This is a genomic window from Paenibacillus agaridevorans, assembly GCF_003112455.1.
Lineage (GTDB): Bacteria > Bacillota > Bacilli > Paenibacillales > Paenibacillaceae > Pristimantibacillus > Pristimantibacillus agaridevorans.
Genome location: NZ_BDQX01000163.1, coordinates 196,288 through 216,246, shown reverse-complemented (window position 1 = coordinate 216,246; position 19,959 = coordinate 196,288). Strand labels below are relative to the sequence as shown.

Genomic DNA, 19,959 nt, shown 5'->3' with positions numbered 1-19,959 from the left:
TTAGCCATATGATCGTCCAAAAACAACCCCCCGCCGATTAACGGCGGGGGATTGTTGCCTAGGTAAAATGCATGAAGATTCAAAGATGCCGATTTATTTCCACATCACATGTATTGCAATTGCTCTCTACGAATTAACAACGCCCTTTTCCGCTTTTGCAAGTCGAGTTTGCGTTTTATCAGTATACGTAAAAGCCAAATCCATTCGATAATGAAAATGTATCACACTACATGGAATAGAAGGGGAAACTAACATGGCAAAAAAGAAGCTTTGTACGGCAATCAGCATTGTGTTAGGAGCGGCAATGCTCACGGCAGGATGCACCTCCGCTCCCGAGGGGGAGAAGCCATCGATACCGGATAATACGCAAGCTCCGGCAACAGTAAGCTACCCGCTCAAGGCAGGTTCGACACTTACTTCATGGCAAACGCTGAACAACAATCTGTTGTCGGTCAACATTGAGAACATGGCAGAGACAATCTTTGGACAGGAGCTTGAGAAACAAACTGGCGTCAAGGTAACGTATACACATCCACCTGTGGGGCAAACGACAGAGAAGTTCAACTTGATGGTTGCATCGAACGAACTGCCAGATGTTGTCGAATACACCTGGACGGCTTATCCGGGAGGACCGGAGAAGGCGATTAAAGATAAAGTTATTCTGCCGTTGAATGACATCATTGATCAATATGCGCCAAATTTGAAACAGATCATTGAGTCGGATCCGGAACTGGCCAGGCAGCTGAAGACGGACAGCGGACAATACTATGTATTTCCTATGCTACGGGAGGCTCCTGTGCAGCTGGTTTACGAGGGGCCTGTACTACGCAAGGATTGGCTGGATGAATTAGGTTTGCCTGTCCCTACGACGATTGACGAATGGTATATAACTCTAAAAGCTTTCAAAGAAAAGAAAAACGTAGCTGCGCCGTTTACCGCGAGATACGCAGGCGGCAAGTGGGATTTGGAAGATACATTTATCGGGGCATTCCAAACTTCCAACGGTTTCTATCTCGACGATCAAGGGAAGGTCCATTACGGCCCCTATGATCCGCAATTTAAGGATGCCCTGGAGCTGCTTCGCAAATGGTATCAGGAAGGGCTGATCGATAAAGATTTCGCAATACCGGATTCCGACGGGAAAACCCTTGATACTAAAATCACTTCCGGCATTTCTGGAGCCACAGTTGGTTTAATAGGAGGAGGCATTGGACGCTGGCTCGACACGATGAAGACAAAGGATCCTGCATTTGATTTGGTGGGAGCTCCTTATCCAGTCTTGAATAAAGGAGAGAAGGCATTCATCGGGCAGCGAGACTTCAAGTATAACCCTTCAGGCTCGGCAGCTATCTCGGCGTCCTCCAAGCATGTAGAAACAGCAGCGCGTTGGCTTGATTATGCCTATAGCGAGGAAGGGAAAATGCTCTTCAATTACGGTATCGAGGGCGAAAGCTACACGGTAGAGAATGAGGTGCCGAAATTTACGGATTTGATATTAAACAATAAAGATCTTAACGTTCAACAGATCTTGTCCCAGTACTCCAAGCAAGCTGGTCCGTACCTTACGGATAAGCACCGAAATACCAACACATATCCTCAACAGGATGAAGCTGCTCAGGTCTGGTCCGATACGGAAGCAGTCAAGCACATGCTGCCAAAGTTTATTACACCGACACCTGAGGAAAGCGCACAAGCTGCCAAAATTGAAACCGATTTGAACAGCTATAAGGAAGAAATGTTCGTGAAATTCATTATGGGCAAAGAATCGTTGGACGATTTCGAGAAGTATCAACAGCAACTGAAAACGATTGGAGTAGAGAAGGTTATTGCCATCTACCAAAGCGCGTATGACCGTTATTTAAAGAGATAATGCACAGAATTCATCTGGAGATGTTGGTTTCCCGCAAGGATTAGGTTGCCAGCATCTCCAAATATGGATTCGAGAGAGGTGTAGTGTATGGGATTGCTAGCATTCGCGAAAGAGCTAAAGACGAATAAATATATTTATTTAATGATTGCCCCCGTCCTGCTGTATTACGCGATTTTCCATTATGGTCCGATGTATGGCGCTATAATCGCGTTTAAGGATTTTACTCCCGCGGTAGGCATATGGGGGAGCCCCTGGAGCGGGTTTGGTCATTTCACCGATTTTTTTAATGGGATTTATTTTTGGCGAATTCTAAAGAATACGATCCTGATAAGCGTATACGAGCTTGTGTTTGGATTCCCTGCACCTATTCTTTTGGCACTGTTACTCAATGAATTGAGATCAGCTGTGTTTAAGCGTACCGTACAAACGATTACGTATATGCCGCATTTTATTTCGCTTGTCGTCATTTGTGGAATTCTGAAGGATTTTACAAGCTCAGGCGGCATTATCACATTAATGTATGAGTGGATTTCAGGCAGAAACCTCGGAGAGAGTCTTCTGCTGCAGCCGGAGATGTTCCGTACGATTTTTGTGTCATCCGGAATTTATCAGCAAATTGGCTGGGGGACGATTATTTACCTGGCAGCTTTGACGGGAATTGATATGGAGCAATATGAAGCTGCCAGAATGGATGGAGCCAATCGTTTCCGTCAGATGATTCACATTACACTCCCGGGTATCCTTCCTACGGTTGTCATCATGCTCATTTTAAATTTAGGTCAAATGCTCAGTGTCGGTTTTGAAAAAATCATTTTGCTCTATTCGCCGATCACCTACGAGACGGCCGACGTTATTTCTTCTTACGTGTATCGAATAGGCTTGCAAGATTTCAATTATAGCTTAAGCGCAGCAGTAGGGTTGTTTAATTCCGTCATTAATTTCATATTGGTTATTCTTGCTAATGCTATAAGCCGTAAGTTGAATGATACAAGTTTGTGGTGAGAGGAGGGGACATCATGGAGAAACGCACATTCAGCGGCACTCTTTTTGATTCGATCAATTATCTGGTATTGGCAGGTTTGATGCTACTAACCATTTATCCAATCCTGTATGTATTTTTGGCTTCGGTGAGCGAGCCTAGTGAAATTCTTTCCCATAGCGGCCTGTTATGGAAGCCTCTCGGTTTTACACTGCTTGCTTATCAGAAGGTGTTTGAAAATCCCATGATACTGACGGGATATATCAATACGATTACTTATGTTGTAGTCGGCCTCGGAATTAACTTGCTGTTAACTTCACTCGGAGCTTACGGGCTGTCCCGTCGCCAATTAAAGTACAGGAAGCAAATCACGTTGTTTATCATTTTTACGATGTTTTTCAGCGGTGGATTAATACCGTTCTACCTGGTTGTGAAGGGAATCGGTTTGAATAATACGTTATGGGCGCTTGTCCTTCCTGCCGCGGTCAGCACGTTTAATCTGATGATCATGAGGACCTCCTTCGAAGCGATCCCAGCCAGCCTGGAAGAATCCGCACGGATAGACGGAGCGAACGATGTAGTCATTCTGTTCCGTATTATTCTTCCGTTATCGCTTCCGGTAATTGCGGTCATGACGTTGTATTATGGCGTCAGCCATTGGAATTCTTGGTTTAATGCCATGATCTTTCTGGCTGATCGCTCGCAATATCCGCTACAGCTGATCTTGCGGGAGATTTTGATCCAGAATGATACGAGTGCAATGACGGCAGGTCTGGACGTCGGCCAAACCAATATTGTCGGCGAAACGATTAAATATGCAACGATTATGGTAGCGACGGTACCCATTCTTCTTGTATATCCGTTTCTTCAGAAATATTTTGTCAAAGGTGCGCTGGTTGGAGCTGTTAAGGGTTAATAGTTACCAAACATAAATGATGAATAAACCACATGGAGGTTAGACGATACGATGAGTCAGAATAATAGCACAAAAGAAAAAGAACGGGATCAAGCGACAATTGTAAGAAGAGGTGTTCATAGCTACAGTAGAGCAGAGCAATGGGTAAAGCCCGAGAATCCGCTACTGCTCGAGCGCCTCGAGTGGTTCAAAGATCAGAAGCTGGGTCTCATGATGCACTGGGCGCCTTACTCGCAGCTTGGAGTCATATCTTCGTGGCCTCTTAGCGACGGGGATGCATCCTGGTCACGTGCTAATATTGATTGGGATGTCGACGCAGAAGAATTCAAGCAGCAATACTACGCATTGAATAAAACGTTTAATCCGGTTCGATTCCAGCCCGAGTTATGGGCCGAACTGGCTGCGGAGAATGGATTTAAATATCTGAATTTTACGACAAAGCATCATGACGGCTTCTGCATGTGGGATACTCATATGACAGATTACAGCATTACGGGGCCGGATTGTCCATTCCATACCCATAAGTATGCCGATGTTTGCAAGCAGCTGTTCGATGCCTTCCGTGCGAAAGGCTTAGGAATCTCAACTTACTTCTCGAAGCCCGATTGGCACACGCCATACTACTGGGCGCCAGGTATGAAGAGTGGAACCGAGATGTCTCGAGCGGCTTCTTATCAAGCGGAGGATTACCCTGAGCTATGGGAGCAGTTCGTGCAGTTTACCCACGAGCAAATTATGGAGCTGATGACTCGCTACGGTCGCATTGATATGCTCTGGCTCGACGGGGGCTGGGTCAGGGAAAGCAGAGGCGAGGACATTAGACTGGGTGAAGTCGTGGAGAAAGCCCGAGAAATCCAACCTTGGCTCCTGACGGCAGACCGCGGCGTCGGCGGACCGTATGAGAACGTGATCACTCCCGAGCAGACGGTGCCGGATGTGGCTATGGATGTACCGTGGGAAAGCTGTATCACGATGGGTGCGGGTTGGTCTTACCGCTATGAAACCGAGCATGAATATAAATCCGTGCGGCAGTTGATTCATTTGCTTATCGAAGTTGTAGCGAAGGGCGGCAATTTGGCTCTCAACGTCGGCCCGCAGCCTGACGGAAGGCTGCCGAAAACCGCCATTTCCCGAATCAAGTCCATGGGCGAATGGTTGAAGGTTTATGGGGAAGCCATTTACGGAACGCGTATTTGCGAGCCCTATTCGGCGGAACATGGCTATTTTACGAGAAAAGGCGATACGATCTATGCTTTCTACTTGTATAAAGACGAGAGTGCGACTGTCGAAGAGGAAGTACTCCTTCAATTCAAGCAAGACTTCGAGCGCATTGATCTGGTAGGCGGACAAGAAAATCTGGAATATCGCCGCACGGAAAATGGGGTCATCGTTCGGCTCCCTGATTCTGATCGTTCTGCTCCAGCGCCGATCGCGCACGTATTCCGTATCAGTTAAGTTTGAGCACAAGAGGAGGAGATTCGCGATGAGAAACATACTGATTATTGTCTCCGATCAGCTTTCCTGGAAGGCGCTTCCTGTTTACGGCGGGATTGCAGAAACTCCGAATATTGACAGAATTGCGAATGGGGCCGTAGTCTTCGACCGATGCTACACTCCAGTTCCTTTATGTATGCCCGCACGAGCCTCTTTCTGGAGCGGAGTTTATCCCCATGAGACGGGCGTTTTGTCCAATATTAAAAAGTATGCTATTCCTGAAGATCTCCCAACGATAGGAGAGGTGTTCAATCAAGCGGGATATGATACGGTTCATTTTGGAAAAACCCATGCAGCCGGAGCGTTAAAGGGCTTTTGGTGTGAAGAGGAAGGAGAGTCGGAGGTGGAAGGGACACTGGCATGGCCGGTGTCCAAAGATACCGAGAGAGATCGTTTTACGACAGAGAAAACCGTTGAATATTTAGAAAAAAATAAACATTCCGATAAGCCGTTCCTTATGATTGTAGATTTTGTGAACCCCCATGATATATGCTCCTGGACAGGTAAAAACAAAGGGCTGCATGAGGATGTGGATCCAGGCAGTCCGTTGCCGCCTCTGCCGCCAAATTTCGAGTTTGATGATATCGAGAACAGACCGGATGCCGTCAAGTATATTTGTTGTTCACATACTCGTCAGGCTCAGACATCGGAGTGGAGCAGCGAAAGTTTCAGGCATTATCTGGCGGCCTACTACCACTATATTCATAGAGTGGATGCGGAAATCGGTTTAGTTTTGGACGCGCTTGAGAAATCAGGCAAGTATGAGGATACGCTTATTGTTTTTATGGCAGACCATGGAGACAGCATGGCATGTCATGGCAAGGTAACAAAGGATGTGGATTTTTACGAAGAAACGAACCGCGTACCGTTTATTTTCAATTTTCCCGAATACCGCAACCAGTCTTCACTTCAGGAACATGCTCTGACGAGCTTGCTGGATCTATTCCCGACCCTTTGTTCCTACGCAGGGATTGAACAGCCGGCAACGCTGCGCGGGGAAAATCTAATGCCGCTCATTACGGAGCAAGGTTTGCTTGACCGTGAATATATTATTGGTCAATGGTATTCAGAATGGGATTTATCTATAAGTCCCGGCAGGATGGTCCGGACAGAAGGCTTTAAATATACGCATTATATCAACGACGGTGAGGAACTGTTTGATCTTGTATTGGATCCCAATGAAACGAAAAATGTAGCAAAGCATGCTGCATATGCCAAACAGATGGATAGACACCGCAAACTTCTGGAAGAGCATATCGAAAAGACAAAAGATAATTTTATGGAGTTGAACTGGAAAGAGTTGGAGGATGATTTGCGGTGGAGAAGTCATGAGGTTGGCTATAGGATGCATCGGGGACCGGCTGTAGGAGAAGTTGGTAAGGGATTGGTTAGGAGCTAGGAAGCTTCCGAAATCGCTAAGTCATTCGAAGGAGAGACAGACAAATGGGTGAACATCCGAAAGAAGAATGGGTGGACGAAGCATGGAGCAAGATGGTTGAAAAAATCGATCAAACGAGCCCGATCATAGGTGCTGGATTTCCGCATGTATCCAAGGAAGGCAAGTATGATTGTACGGGTCCTCATTTTTGGACGGCTGGCTTTTGGCCCGGACTCTTGTGGCTCGTATTCCGCGATACAAACAACGGGGAGCTGAAGCGGATTGCCGAGGCTTGCGAGAGCGCGATGGACGCATGTATCGACGAATATAGGAATCTTCACCACGATGTCGGCTTTATGTGGAGCCTGACCTCGGTTGCTAATTATAAGCTGACGGGAAGCGAAGAGTCGAAGCTGCGCGCTTTGAAGGCGGCGGCATGGCTTGCGAGCCGGTTCAATATCCGCGGCAATTTCATCCGCGCCTGGAATGGGGAGAGCAGAACCGGATTGGCGATCATCGATTGTATGATGAACCTGAGTCTGTTGTTCTGGGCTTCCGATGCCATAAAGGATCCGCGTTATAAACATATTGCAGTGGAGCATGCGAATACCGTTCTACGCGAATTTATCCGCGAAGACGGCTCTGTATACCACATTGTACAGTTCGATCCGGAGACCGGAGAGCGCGTAGGAGCATTGGGCGGTCAGGGATTTGCTCCGGAATCGGCATGGGCGAGAGGCGCGGCATGGGCGCTATACGGATTGGCGATTTGCTACAAGTATACGAAGGAAGACAAGTATTTGCAGGGAAGCAAAAAAGTAGCCCACTTCTTCTTGGCCAATTTGCCGGAAGACCTTGTTCCTTACTGGGATTTCCGTTTGACAACGCAAGAGGGCGCGCCAAGAGACTCTTCTGCCGCTTCGATTGCGGCAAGCGGTCTTCTGCTGCTTGCAGAGCTGCTGCCAGCAGAAGAAGGACGATTATACGGAACGGCGGCGAGACGCATGTTGAAATCGATGGCGGATCATTACGTGATCTGGGATGCGAGCGACGAAGCGATACTGCCTCATGGCACTGGGCACTGGCCTGCTGGCAAAAATATCGATGTCGGCTTGATCTACGGCGATTATTATTTCGTTGAGGCGCTCTCCAAACTGCGCGGACAGACGGAGTTGTTCTGGTAGACTAGCAAGATCATGCTCGGGGAGATCAAACAATTACGCGAATCTATTACTTTTATTTGGAGGATAAGCATGGACAGTCAAACGTCAATAAACGCTGGTTATAAGGATAACGACGGAAGACCTGTTACGGTCGTTATCGTGGGTGCCGGGCATCGGAGTCTGATCTACGCGTCTTACGCTGAGAAGCATCCCGAACAAATGAAAATAGTCGGAGTCGTCGATCCGGATGGCGAGCGCAGAGCTTTAACCAAGGAGAGATTCGATTTACAAGATGAAAACTGTTTTGCTGATGTCGAGGAGCTTATCGCTAAGCCTAAGCTTGCGGATGCCGTCATTAACGGCACCATGGATCACTTGCACGTATCTACTACGATTCCGTTGCTCAGGGCCGGATATGACATCATGCTGGAGAAGCCGATCGGCGTCAGCGCGGATGAAGTGTTGGCGTTGTATGATGAAGCGGAGCGATTGGGCAGAAAAGTCATGATTTGTCACGTGCTGCGCTATGCACCATTCTATGAATCGATTCGTCAAACCATCGCAGATGGCGTCATTGGCGATATTGTCAGTATAACAACAGAGGAGAACGTCACTTATCACCATATGGCTATGGCCTATGTCAGAGGAAAATGGGGGCGCCTGGATAAAGGGGGCTCCTCCATGCTCATGGCAAAAAGCTGCCATGACCTGGACGTCATGGCTTGGATGAAGGGAGACGTCCGGCCGGTGAAAGTAAGCAGCTTCGGAAGTCTGCTGCAGTTCCGGCCCGAGAATGCGCCTGCAGGGGCGGGCACGCGTTGTCTGGCCGATTGTTCCATTGAGGATTCTTGTCCTTATTCCGCGCGGAAGCATTACATTGATCAGCGTTTGTGGAGTGGTTATGTCACCTATAATACCCATTTAGGCGTTACATTGAGCGATGAGGAATTGGCGGAATCCTTGCGAACGGACAGTCCGTACGGCCGTTGCGTCTGGCACTGCGATAACGATGTGGTCGATCATCAGACGGTAATCGTAGAGTTCGCGGATGGCAGTACGGGGACGCATGTTATGACAGGGGGAACTTCCAGGCGTGGCCGAACCATCCATATTGTAGGGACGAAAGGTGAAATTCAAGGAGAAATGGAGGAAGGCGCTTATTTTGTCTGGCATCCTGATGCCCGTAAAGGTCATATCTATTCGGAGCAACGGATTGACGTTGGGGTGCAAGAGGATATGCATGGCGGAGGAGACCTGCGTCTGGTCGCAGATTTCGTGAAAGTATTAAAGGGAGCCGCGCCTTCGATCTCCTCCACATCTCTGGAGAAGTCGCTTCATGGGCACTTGATCGGATTCGCAGCGGATCAATCGCGACTGGAACAAAAAACAGTTGAGGTCAAGCGAGTGTAAAGGAGTTAAAAGATGTACAAGCGACCGAACGTACTGCTCATTATGACGGATCAGCAGCGATGGGACACGCTGGGCTGCTATGGGAACAAAGCGATAGAAACCGCGAATTTGGATTGGCTTGCTTCGGAAGGAACAGTGTTCACAAGCGCATACTCGTCAACGCCTTCCTGCACGCCGGCAAGAGCTTCATTAATGACGGGGATGGATCCATGGAATACCGGAATTCTTGGGATGGGTCGAGGTCAAGGGCCGATGAAAGGTCTGGAGAATACGCTGCCGGAGCAATTGGCAGGGGCGGGTTACCACACTCAAGGCGTCGGTAAAATGCATTTTCACCCGCAGCGGTCATTATTCGGCTTCCATCATACCGTGTTGGACGAATCGGGAAGAGAGGACGAGCCAGGCTTTGTATCCGACTATCGAAGATGGTTTGAGCAAAACAAAACAGGCGATTATGGATTCACCGATCACGGGATCGATTGGAACTCATGGATGGCTCGGCCGTACCATGCTCCGGAATTTCTTCATCCGACCAACTGGACCGTCAATGAATCGATCCGTTTCATCCAAAATCGGGATCCAGGCAAACCCTTCTTCTTGAAAATGTCGTTTGCGCGTCCGCATTCGCCGTATGATGCCCCCGCCTTTTACTACGACATCTATGAGAAAAAGGATATCCCGAAGCCGCTTATCGGAGAATGGTCCGCCATGCATCATGTTGAGAAGGACGCCGCCAGTCCGGATGCCTGGAGAGGCAAGCGGAGCGATGGGGAAATTCGTAGAGCGCGGATTGGATATTATGGCAACATCCATCATATTGATTTGCAAATCGGCCGTCTGTTGATGTACTTGAAGAAAATCGGGCAGCTCGATCATACGCTTATCTTGTTCACTTCGGACCACGGCGATATGATGGGCGATCACCATCTGTGGCGCAAGACGTATGCCTATGAAGGATCGGCACATATTCCGCTCATCGTCAAGCTGCCGAAAGCAATGGAGGGCGCTCTGGTCGAACGGAGCAATGCCCCTGTATGCTTGCAGGACATTATGCCGACCATTCTCGATGCGGCAGGGGTTCCTATTCCCGATTCCGTGGATGGGCGGAGCCTGCTGCCGCTTATTCGGGGGGAGTCGACCCCTTGGCGGGAGTTTGTGCATGGGGAGCATAGCACTTGCTATTCCGAGTTACAGGAAATGCAATATGTGACAGACGGTAGATGGAAATACATCTGGTTTCCTCGAATAGGCACAGAGCAGCTGTTCGATTTGGCATCAGATCCTGGCGAATGTGTTGATTTGGCAACAGATGAAGACCATTCTGTCGAACTGAATCGTTGGCGGGATAAGTTAGTTGCGGTGTTGGCCGAACGGAATGCGGGGTTAACGGAACAAGGCGCACTCGTCTGTCAGGCGGGCAAACCGCCGATTGTTTCACCGAAGTACGAAGGGATGTGTATAAGGTGAATAAGAAGGAAAAGCCCAATATAGTACTTATTACAACGGACACCCAGCGTTGCGACACGCTTCGATGCATGGGTTCGACATTTGCCATTTCACCTCATCTGGATAGATTGGCAAGCGAGGGGGTGTTGTTTGACAATGCGCATACTGCATCTCCAGTTTGCTCTCCAGCACGCAGCAGCCTGATGACGGGTCTTCATACGCCGATTCACGGCTGTATCGAGAATGGGATCGATCGAAAAAGCGGCCATTCAACCTTTCCAGATCTATTGAAGGAACAAGGCTATGTGAATATCATGGTCGGCAAAACCCATTTCGGCGAGCAACCGGCCTCATTCGATATCGTACGTGAAGTCAAAGGCGAAAAGTCCGCGGGCTTGCTTGATGACGCCATTCCGGATCATCTGCATTTGGACGCTTATTTGATCGATACCGCCATCGAGGAAATGGAAGCCTGCCGACAAGCGGGAGAGGGTCCGTTCTTTACGTTCTGCTCGCTGCTGAGTCCCCATTCGCCATTGGATCCTCCCGGAGATTGGGCCACCTTGTTTGACTCCATTCCTCTGCCGCCAATCGATTACAAACGAGGCGACTTGGAGAATCTCCCTCTTCATACTCGGAGATTGCTTGGATTCATCGGCAAGGAGACTGAGCTTGAAGCCAGTCTGGATACCCCGGAAGCGTTACAAGAGATGGAGCAAAAACGAAGGCTTTATTATGGGATGACCGCATTTATTGATGCACAAATCGGAAGATTGCTCGACTATTTAGATCAGACCGGCTTGAGAGAAAATACGCTTATTATATTCACTTCAGATCACGGCACCCAACTGTTCGATCATGGTTTTGATGATAAACACAATTATTTGGATGCCACATGGCGCGTTCCGTTCATCATGAGTTTGCCTGGAACGCTGCCAAGTGGAAAAGTTTGCGATTTTGCTGTCTGGACAGACATTGCAGCAACCATTTTGGCAGCCGCAGGCACCTACTCCCGTTATGTGCAAGGTCTCGATTTGTTTACGCCGCTGATGCAAGGCTTGAATTCGCCCCGTCGATGCGCTGTCGGAACACTATATAAATCGGCAGCTATTGCGACGCGACGCTGGAAGCTGGAATATTATTTTGAAGAACAAACCGGCATGTTGTATGACCGATTGAATGATTTCTCTGAGCGAAACAATCTATACAACGATCCGCAGTATGATCGTGTCAAACAAGAGTTGCTTTTAGCGCTGCTGACATGGAGGGCCGACTTGACGGATTTACAGTTGATGGAAGAGTCTCAGCAAGGGGGTGGTCCAGTAGCGCAACGCATAAAACCGTATTCTCTGGCCAAGAGCGGAATGGAAGTTGAGATGAGACTCGGAATGAAAGCCGAGGCTATAGATCTCTTATTCGACGCATAAGCATCATACAAATGGAGGTTAATCCCTTGACCATTGGACAAGTTAAGCACTACAGGTTTCGCGCTTACAATAAGGGGATGCATCCCGTTCAAATTGTCACTCCGGATGACGGATACTACATTCATAATTTCTTCGATGTGAAACCATGGAGCCCTTCCGGTCGATATTTAGCCGTACTTAAACTGCCATTCCAGGATCGATTGCCGGGACCAGATGACGAAGCAACCGTCTGTATGATTGATTTGCATAATCAGTCGATCGTTGAGCTTAGCACAACAACCGGATGGGGGATCCAAGTCGGTGCGCATCTGTGCTGGGGAGGGAGCGACGATGAGCTTTTCTTCAACGATAAAGAGGCGAACCGCGTCTTTGCATACAAACTCAACCCGCATACGGGTGAGAAGGTGCGACTAGCAGGATCCGTATACCAAGCGTCGAAGGATGGCCGTTACATCTACAGTCCAAATCTATCGGTTATCAATTATGCCCAGATGGGCTATGGCGCAACATTGGCACCCGAATACAGTTGTCCGCCCCCGATCGGCGCATCCGAAGAAGATGGACTGTGGAGAACCGATGTTGGAACCAATTGCAGAGAGCTCGTGTTCAGTTACAAGCAAGCGCTTGATCTTCTCCCGGATAAGAGGGATGTAGAGGGGGCACGATTTACCTTTTTCCATGTAAAGATCAATCCGCAGCAGACGCGGCTCATGCAGGTCGTTCGCTGCCTGTTTGATGATGAAAGAAGAGAGCTGCGCTTTATTGTCACGATGAACATGGATGGGTCCGACGCCAAGCTGTCGTTACCATACGAGTTCTGGCTTGATGGATCTCATCATCCGGATTGGCATACCAACGGAAAAGAGATTCTGATGAACATTCGACTAAATAGGTTGCGCTTCTGTCTATTTGCGGAAGACGGACAATCTTTTAGACTGACAGCTCCGTTTGCTACAGGCGGCGGTCATCCAAGCTTCTCAAATGACGGACGGTACATTTTGACTGACGCATATACAACGGAAAAAGAGTTTGTGAATGAACGTTTTGAAGTGCCTATACGATTGGTCGATACAATAGCTGGAACAGACAGCCGATTAATTGATATATGGACGCTTGGAGGTACGGAAATACACGCCAGTTTACGCTGCGATCCTCATCCCGTTTGGAGTGAGGACAACAAATACATTTGCTTCAACGGCACGCCGGAAGGTAAAAGACAGGTTTTGATAGCCGAGGTGAGTAATCTCTATGGTTAATAAACCGCACATTGTGCTGATTACGACAGATCAGATGCGAGGAGATTTGATGGGGTGCGCGGGGAACACACTGATCCAGACTCCACATATCGATTATTTGGCACGAAGCGGCGTACGATTCGATCAAGCCTACTCGTTGACTCCGGTGTGCATCCCGGCAAGGGCAACGATTATGACAGGACTGGAGGGCCATCGGCTTGGATTAACGACATACAAGGAGGGTTTTGCGCTTCCAACAAGCATAACATTACCTAAGCTGCTAAGCGATGCCGGTTATGAAACGAGAGTGGTAGGCAAAATGCATGTATACCCCGAGCGATGTCACTATGGATTCGACAGCATGTTGTTATGCGAGGAAGGCCGCATGCTGGGTGCAGGATCCGGGAAACAGCGAGGGTATGACGATTACGAGCAATGGGTTGCCGATCAGGGTTACCCGGGACAGGCCTTTGGCCACGGCATTGCCAACAATGAATATGCCATGTCACCTTGGCACCTGCCGGACAGCTTACATCCGACGGAATGGATTGCAGACAACAGCTGCAGAACGATCAAGCGGCGGGACTGGACCCGTGCGTTATTTCTGTGGGCTTCTTTTACGGCGCCGCACCCTCCCCTTACTCCATTGATGCGCGATCTATACATGTATGAAAAGGACGATATGCCGCAGCCTGTTTGTGGAGACTGGGTCGACAGACATTCGCTTTATCACCAAAGAATGGACGCCACTTATCAAGGAAAGTTGAAGACACCCAAACAAATTGACAGCGCCTATCGAGGATTCTATGCTTCTATCACACAAGTAGACCGTGCGATCAACAGAATTATCGGTACCCTTCGGGAAGAGGGAATTCTCGAGAATACTTGGTTTCTCTTCACATCCGATCATGGTGACAACATGGGGGATCATGGCTTATGGTTCAAAGCCAACTTCACACGTGGAGCTTGCCAAATCCCACTTATTGTAACACCGCCCGCCAAAAGAGATACGGGGTCCATCCTGGAATCGGGATGGGTTCCGGGACAGGTGAATCATTCGCCGGTAGGACTACAAGATATTCTGCCGACATGTCTTGCCATTGCAGGACTGCCTGTACCTGACGATCTGGATGGAACGAGTTTATTGGGAGCAGTTCGCCAGCCCAAGACTGATCGTGTGCGAGAGACGGTGCTCGGCGAGTTTGGTCCTATTGGCAAACGTTCCTTCATGGTGACAGACGGCATTTGGAAGTATATCTGGTTCGAAGAAGAAAGTGAGGAATTGCTCTTTTACATCGAGGACGATCCACAGGAGTTGCACGATCGATCTAGGGATCCGTTAGCGCCTTTAGAGGAGTGGAGAAATCGGCTGGCGTTTAAGTTGGGGACGCGGTTATCCGATCCGGCCGTCAGCGATGGCGTCTTACGGCCAAGGCAGCTTGTGCCTGAGTTAACCGAATTTGAACGCGCGCATCTCATTTCGCACTACAACCCTCGAGGTTTACACTGATAAACTAGCTGCGACCATTATCTCTATGTTGGGATAATGGTCGTTTTATCGTTATTTTTTCGTTTTTATAAGTCGAGTTTGCGTTTTATCAGTATACGTAATAGCCAAAACTATTGAATAATGAAAGCGCATCACCCAAAATATAAATAGATAGAAAGGGGGAAGCAAAGCAAATATGGTCAATAAGAAAAAGGTATACAAAGTAACCAGTATAATAATTGGGATGGCCATGCTCGCAGCGGGATGCGTGTCCGCTCCCGAGACGGAGGAGCCTTCGACTCCCGAGAAGAATCAAGCTCCGGCAGCAGCAAGCTACCCGCTCCAAGCAGGCTCCACTATCACTTCGTGGCAACCGCTGAACAACAATCTGTCATCGGTTAACATTCAGAACATGGCAGAGACCAGCTTCGGAATAACACTTGAGAAACAGACTGGCATCAAGGTATCCTATACGCATCCTTCGACTGGGCAAATAACGGAGAAGTTCAACCTGATGGTTGCATCGAGCGAGTTGACGGATGTCGTCGAATACACCTGGACGGCTTATCCGGGAGGACCGGAGAAGGCCATTAATGATAACGTAATTCTTCCGTTGAATGACATCATCGATCAATATGCGCCAAATTTGAAAAAAACCATTGAAGCTGACCCGGAACTGGCAAGGCAGTTGAAGACGGACAGCGGGCAATACTATGTATTTCCTATGCTGCGGGAATCGCCTTCACAGTTGGTATACATGGGCCCCGTAATACGCAAGGACTGGCTGGATGAATTAGGTTTGCCTGTCCCTGCGACGATCGACGAATGGTATACGACACTCAAAGCTTTCAAAGAAAAGAAAAATGCAGCTTCGCCATTTACCGCGAGATACGCCGGCGGCAGGTGGGATCTGGAAGATGCTTTTATCGGGGCTTTTCAAACCTCCAATGGTTTCCATCTTGACGATCAAGGAAAGGTCCATTACGGTCCCTATGATCCGCAGTTTAAAGAAGTGCTGACGCTGCTTCGCAAATGGTATCAGGAAGGGCTTATCGATAAAGATTTCGCTATACCGGATGCCGATGGAAAAATCCTTGATAATAAAATAACGTCCGGCATCTCCGGAGCTACAGTTGGGGCATTGGGAGGAGGCATCGGACGCTGGCTCGATACGATGAAAACCAAGGATCCTAAATATAATTTGGTGGGAGCTCCTTATCCTGTACTGAATAAAGGAGAGAAGGCATTCATCGGGCAGCGAGATTTCAAATACTACCCGGGAGGATCGGCAGCTATCTCCGCTTCTTCAAAAAATGTAGAAACAGCAGCTCGTTGGCTTGATTATGCCTATAGCGAGGAAGGAAGGATGCTCTTCAATTACGGAATTGAGGGCGAAAGCTATAAGCTGGAGAATGGCGTACCGAAGTTTACGGACTTGATAGTGAATAATGAGAAGTTTAATCTTCAACAGATGTTGTCTCAATATTCCAAGCAAAACGGTCCGTACCCTATAGATAAGAACCGAAATACAAACACTTACAAGCAGCAGAATGATGCCGCCCAAATCTGGTCGGATACGGAAGCAGAAAAGCACATGCTTCCGAAGTTCATTACACCGACACCTGAGGAAAGCGATCAAGTGGCCAAAATTGTAACCGATTTGAACAGCTATAAGGAAGAAATGTTCGTAAAATTTATTATGGGCAAAGAATCGCTGGACGACTTCGAGAAGTATCAAAAGCAACTGAACGCGATCGGAGTGGAGAAGGTTATTGCCATCTACCAAAGCGCGTATGACCGCTATTTAAAGAGATAATGTAAAGCTGATTCATGGACAATTTCTCTTACTGCTGCCATATCCAGTGTGTCTGCCGGGAGACGATAGAGGAGGCCAACCGTATTGCTTAAGAAACTCACGAGAACGAATTCCATCTGGACGAAGTGGCTGATTTCGTATCTATTCATTTTCCTTGTTCCGGTTCTTTTGGGAATCGTTTTTTATTGGCAAACATTGCATATTGTAGAGCAGGAAATTGATTTGTCGAATGAGAAGCTGATTTCGCAAATGAGGGAATTGACAGACAGTCGAATGAGAGATTTGGAGCGACTTGGACTGGAATTATCGCTGAACAACGAAATTATTTCCTTTGCCAGTAAAGAAATCAAGGATCAGGGCTCCGATGATTATCATTATGACGCGCGCCAGCTTACCCTCATTTTGAACAATTTTAAGCTTACCAACGAATATATTGATCAGATCATCCTCTATTATGATAAAAGTGGAACGGTAATTACCAACGACAGTCGAATATTGGTAGAGCAGTTCGAGAAGATGTACCAGCCTGTCTCTCTCCATCAATCATGGAGCCAAATACTGGACAGCAGATTCATAAAGGGATTTTTTCTGGTGAAGGAGACGTCCGATCCAAGTGATAAAGCCCAGATCATGCATATTAGAACCCCTTATATGAAAGGCTTAGGCAGTGATGGTGCTTACATCATGTTTACAGTGAAGAGTGACAAGCTGTTGCCGCATGCAGAGCGAATCCAATTACACAAAGACAGCTATTTTGTCATTCAAGATATGAACGGCAAGGTTATTGCATCAACGAGCAAAGCTGCGGCCAACAGAGTGCCTCATATGAACCCATTAACATTAACAGATGGGATGCAGGATGTTGAGATAGAAGGGCAGAGACTGACAGTTCGATATACGACCTCCAATGTGACGGGATGGAAATACATTTCGGTGACGCCCTCGAGCGTTTATATGGAAAGCGTCTGGAGCGTGAAGCGTCTTATCGGGATTTACATCTTGCTCTGTCTGGTTGCGGGTGCGCTGGTCACTGCGTTCGTGTTGCGTCGGAATTACAATCCAATTCAAGCACTCATTCGCAATCTTGCAACTAAATCCGGCACAAAGATGGACGGATCGATTAATGAATATCAGTTCATCGCTAAGACGCTGTACCAGAGCCTGGAATCGACGGAAAAAACGATGGTGCAACTGAAGCAGCAGGGGAACGCCCTGCGTAACCAATTTCTTGCTTCTCTAGTCAAGGGGAAGCTGGGAGCAACTCTCCCTTTGCATGAGAGGCTGGCTGCTTACGAAATCCAATTTGTAGAAGCAAAGTTCGCTGTTGTCGTTGTTCAAACGGAGAATTGGGGGAAGATGGCTACTGACGAACCTGAGAAAAGTTATGACCATGAGAAGCTGCTCCATTTTTTTATTACCAACGTAATGGTAGAGCTGGCTAGCGAAAGCAATCAAGCGTACATGTTCGAGGCAGATGATTTTCTTGTCTGCATCATCAATGGAAATTCCCTCACGGCGAAGGAACTCACTAGAGTTGCTCAATTAGCCAAGAAGTTTATATATGATAGCCTGGAAGTAAAGTTAACCGTGTCTTTAAGCGATATTCATGAAGATGTTTGGAAACTTCCGCAAGCGTATCAAGAAGCGCTGGAAGCGATGGAGTACAAGCTGGTGATGGGCAGCGGAGAGATGATCAGCTATACGGATATTCCGAGCGAGGAAGTTAGCCATCGAGGATATTATTATCCTTTGCACGTGGAGCAGCAGCTAATCAATTTTGTTAAATCCGGTGATTTCCATCAAGCTCGAACAGTAATCGACAACATCCTTAATCAGCACTTAGCTGCCGATTCGGTCACTGTTATGTTGTCCAGATGTCTCATGTTCGACATTATCAGCACAATCTTGAAGACGATTGATGAATTGAATCATTTTCAAGGGATCAACGAGTTGAACAAGCCGCTGGAGAGGTTGATGAATTGCAAGACCATTCAGGAAATGCAGGAACATTTGATGGTCATTTTGCAAGAGGTAACGAATCACATCCAGGCTCAACGAGAGCTGAATTCGAACTACTTTGGCAAGAAGGTCAAGGACTACGTGCATCAAAATTACCACAACCCGGATTTGAACATTTCGGCTATCGGGCAATGGTTTGAGATGACACCCTCCTATCTGTCCAAACGTTTCCGAGAAGAGACCGGGGAGTCGTTGCTTGAATATATAAACTTGTACCGCATCAACCAAGCGAAGGGATTGCTGCTGGGTGAATCTCTTTCCATTGCAGATATTGCTTTAAAGGTCGGATATATCGAGTTCACTACATTTAATCGGATATTTAAAAAGTATCAAGGAATTACGGCCGGGAAGTACAGAGAAACCGAGTCAGGGTAAGAAGTATTTCATAGCCGTGTCAATCCGGCTTGAACGAAGATTATTTACGGCCAAGCTCCTAAAGGTGGAGGTATTTTTGAATGCCTCCATTTCTTTTTAAAAAATGGCGAAAATAAACCTAGGTTAAGGAAAACCCCCTCTTTAAGTTCTACACTTTACGTAAGAAGGGGGATGTTATTATGAATCCATCAGGACATACCGTATTCATTACCGGCGGCGCTTCGGGAATCGGATTGGCTTTGACCGAGCAATTCGTAAAGCATGGAAACAAGGTGATCGTCGCAGGCCGCAGCGAAAGCAAGTTGTCCGAGGTAAAATCGCGTTATCCGGAAGTTCATGTCATTAGGTGCGACATCAGTCAGGAAGGGGATATGAACAGGCTTGTGAAGTGGCTGAGCGAAGAGCATCCCGATCTAAGCGTGCTGATCAACAATGCGGGAATTCAACACAACTACGCTTTCAACGATTGGAGGGCACTGGATACTGAAGGGAAAATCAAGGAGGAAACGGAGATTAATTTGATCGCGCCGATAAGACTTATCGCCCAACTGCTGCCGCTGCTTTCCCGTCATCAGGAGGCTGCTATCGTCAATATTTCTTCAGGATTGGGTATCGCGCCCAAGAAGTCCGCCCCGGTTTATTGCGCGACGAAAGCCGGGCTGCATATATTTACGAAAGCGCTCCGGTATCAACTGGAGTCGACTCCTGTAAAAGTGTTTGAAATTATTCCGCCGATAGTTGACACAGCCATGACGAGCGGCAGGGGGAGGGGGAAAATAACCGCCGAGCAGCTGGCCGCGGAGTTTTGGCGATCATACCGCCGCGACCGGTTGGAAATTGCTATCGGCAAGGTCAAACTGCTAACTTGGCTTAATCGTTTTGCTCCGGGGATTGCCGAAGCTATTTTGAAAAACAGCTAGGCTACAAGATAAGCTGCTCAGC

14 protein-coding genes are annotated in these 19,959 nt (G+C 47.9%); all 14 read left to right on the top strand.

The features are described from left to right. Positions 1 to 253 precede the first annotated feature (253 nt). The 14 genes from PAT3040_RS14940 (at position 254) to PAT3040_RS14875 (ending at position 19,937) form a co-directional block, all read left to right on the top strand. Positions 254 to 1,870, top strand: coding sequence for an extracellular solute-binding protein (locus PAT3040_RS14940; RefSeq protein ID WP_108993369.1), 1,617 nt, complete (start codon positions 254 to 256; stop codon positions 1,868 to 1,870). An 87-nt stretch (positions 1,871 to 1,957) separates the two neighbouring features. Then, positions 1,958 to 2,872: an ABC transporter permease gene (locus PAT3040_RS14935; protein WP_108993368.1), complete on the top strand. Its 915-nt coding sequence runs from the start codon at positions 1,958 to 1,960 to the stop codon at positions 2,870 to 2,872. Between the two features lie 14 nt (positions 2,873 to 2,886). Continuing rightward, positions 2,887 to 3,765, top strand: coding sequence for a carbohydrate ABC transporter permease (locus tag PAT3040_RS14930; protein ID WP_108993367.1), 879 nt, complete (start codon positions 2,887 to 2,889; stop codon positions 3,763 to 3,765). Positions 3,766 to 3,816: 51 nt separating this feature from the next. Next, the gene (locus tag PAT3040_RS14925) at positions 3,817 to 5,220 is read left to right on the top strand and encodes an alpha-L-fucosidase (protein WP_108993366.1); all 1,404 of its coding nucleotides are present in this window, start codon (positions 3,817 to 3,819) and stop codon (positions 5,218 to 5,220) included. 28 nt (positions 5,221 to 5,248) lie between these two features. Continuing rightward, positions 5,249 to 6,658, top strand: a complete 1,410-nt coding sequence (locus tag PAT3040_RS14920; RefSeq protein WP_181376626.1) for a sulfatase family protein — start codon at positions 5,249 to 5,251, stop codon at positions 6,656 to 6,658. A gap of 44 nt (positions 6,659 to 6,702) precedes the next feature. Then, on the top strand, positions 6,703 to 7,821 hold the full coding sequence (locus PAT3040_RS14915; protein ID WP_108993364.1) for a glycoside hydrolase family 88 protein: 1,119 nt from the start codon (positions 6,703 to 6,705) through the stop codon (positions 7,819 to 7,821). A gap of 69 nt (positions 7,822 to 7,890) precedes the next feature. Then, on the top strand, positions 7,891 to 9,210 hold the full coding sequence (locus tag PAT3040_RS14910) for a Gfo/Idh/MocA family protein (RefSeq protein WP_108993363.1): 1,320 nt from the start codon (positions 7,891 to 7,893) through the stop codon (positions 9,208 to 9,210). Positions 9,211 to 9,222: 12 nt separating this feature from the next. Beyond that, entirely contained in the window at positions 9,223 to 10,677 is a 1,455-nt protein-coding gene (locus PAT3040_RS14905; protein ID WP_108993362.1) for an arylsulfatase, read from the top strand. Further along, a complete protein-coding gene (locus PAT3040_RS14900; protein ID WP_146200436.1) occupies positions 10,674 to 12,083 on the top strand; it encodes a sulfatase family protein in 1,410 nt (469 codons plus the stop codon). The genes PAT3040_RS14905 and PAT3040_RS14900 overlap by 4 nt, the downstream gene beginning before the upstream one ends. 26 nt (positions 12,084 to 12,109) lie before the next feature. Then, complete coding sequence (locus PAT3040_RS14895; protein WP_108993360.1) at positions 12,110 to 13,339, top strand: TolB-like translocation protein; 1,230 nt, start codon at positions 12,110 to 12,112, stop codon at positions 13,337 to 13,339. Continuing rightward, positions 13,332 to 14,828 carry a sulfatase-like hydrolase/transferase gene (locus tag PAT3040_RS14890; RefSeq protein WP_108993359.1) on the top strand — a complete coding sequence of 499 codons (1,497 nt, stop codon included), beginning with the start codon at positions 13,332 to 13,334 and terminating at the stop codon, positions 14,826 to 14,828. The genes PAT3040_RS14895 and PAT3040_RS14890 overlap by 8 nt, the downstream gene beginning before the upstream one ends. A gap of 175 nt (positions 14,829 to 15,003) precedes the next feature. Beyond that, positions 15,004 to 16,623, top strand: coding sequence for an extracellular solute-binding protein (locus PAT3040_RS14885; RefSeq protein ID WP_108993358.1), 1,620 nt, complete (start codon positions 15,004 to 15,006; stop codon positions 16,621 to 16,623). A gap of 84 nt (positions 16,624 to 16,707) precedes the next feature. Further along, on the top strand, positions 16,708 to 19,017 hold the full coding sequence (locus tag PAT3040_RS14880; protein ID WP_108993357.1) for a helix-turn-helix domain-containing protein: 2,310 nt from the start codon (positions 16,708 to 16,710) through the stop codon (positions 19,015 to 19,017). A gap of 179 nt (positions 19,018 to 19,196) precedes the next feature. Continuing rightward, positions 19,197 to 19,937 carry an SDR family oxidoreductase gene (locus PAT3040_RS14875; RefSeq protein WP_108993356.1) on the top strand — a complete coding sequence of 247 codons (741 nt, stop codon included), beginning with the start codon at positions 19,197 to 19,199 and terminating at the stop codon, positions 19,935 to 19,937. Positions 19,938 to 19,959 lie beyond the last annotated feature (22 nt).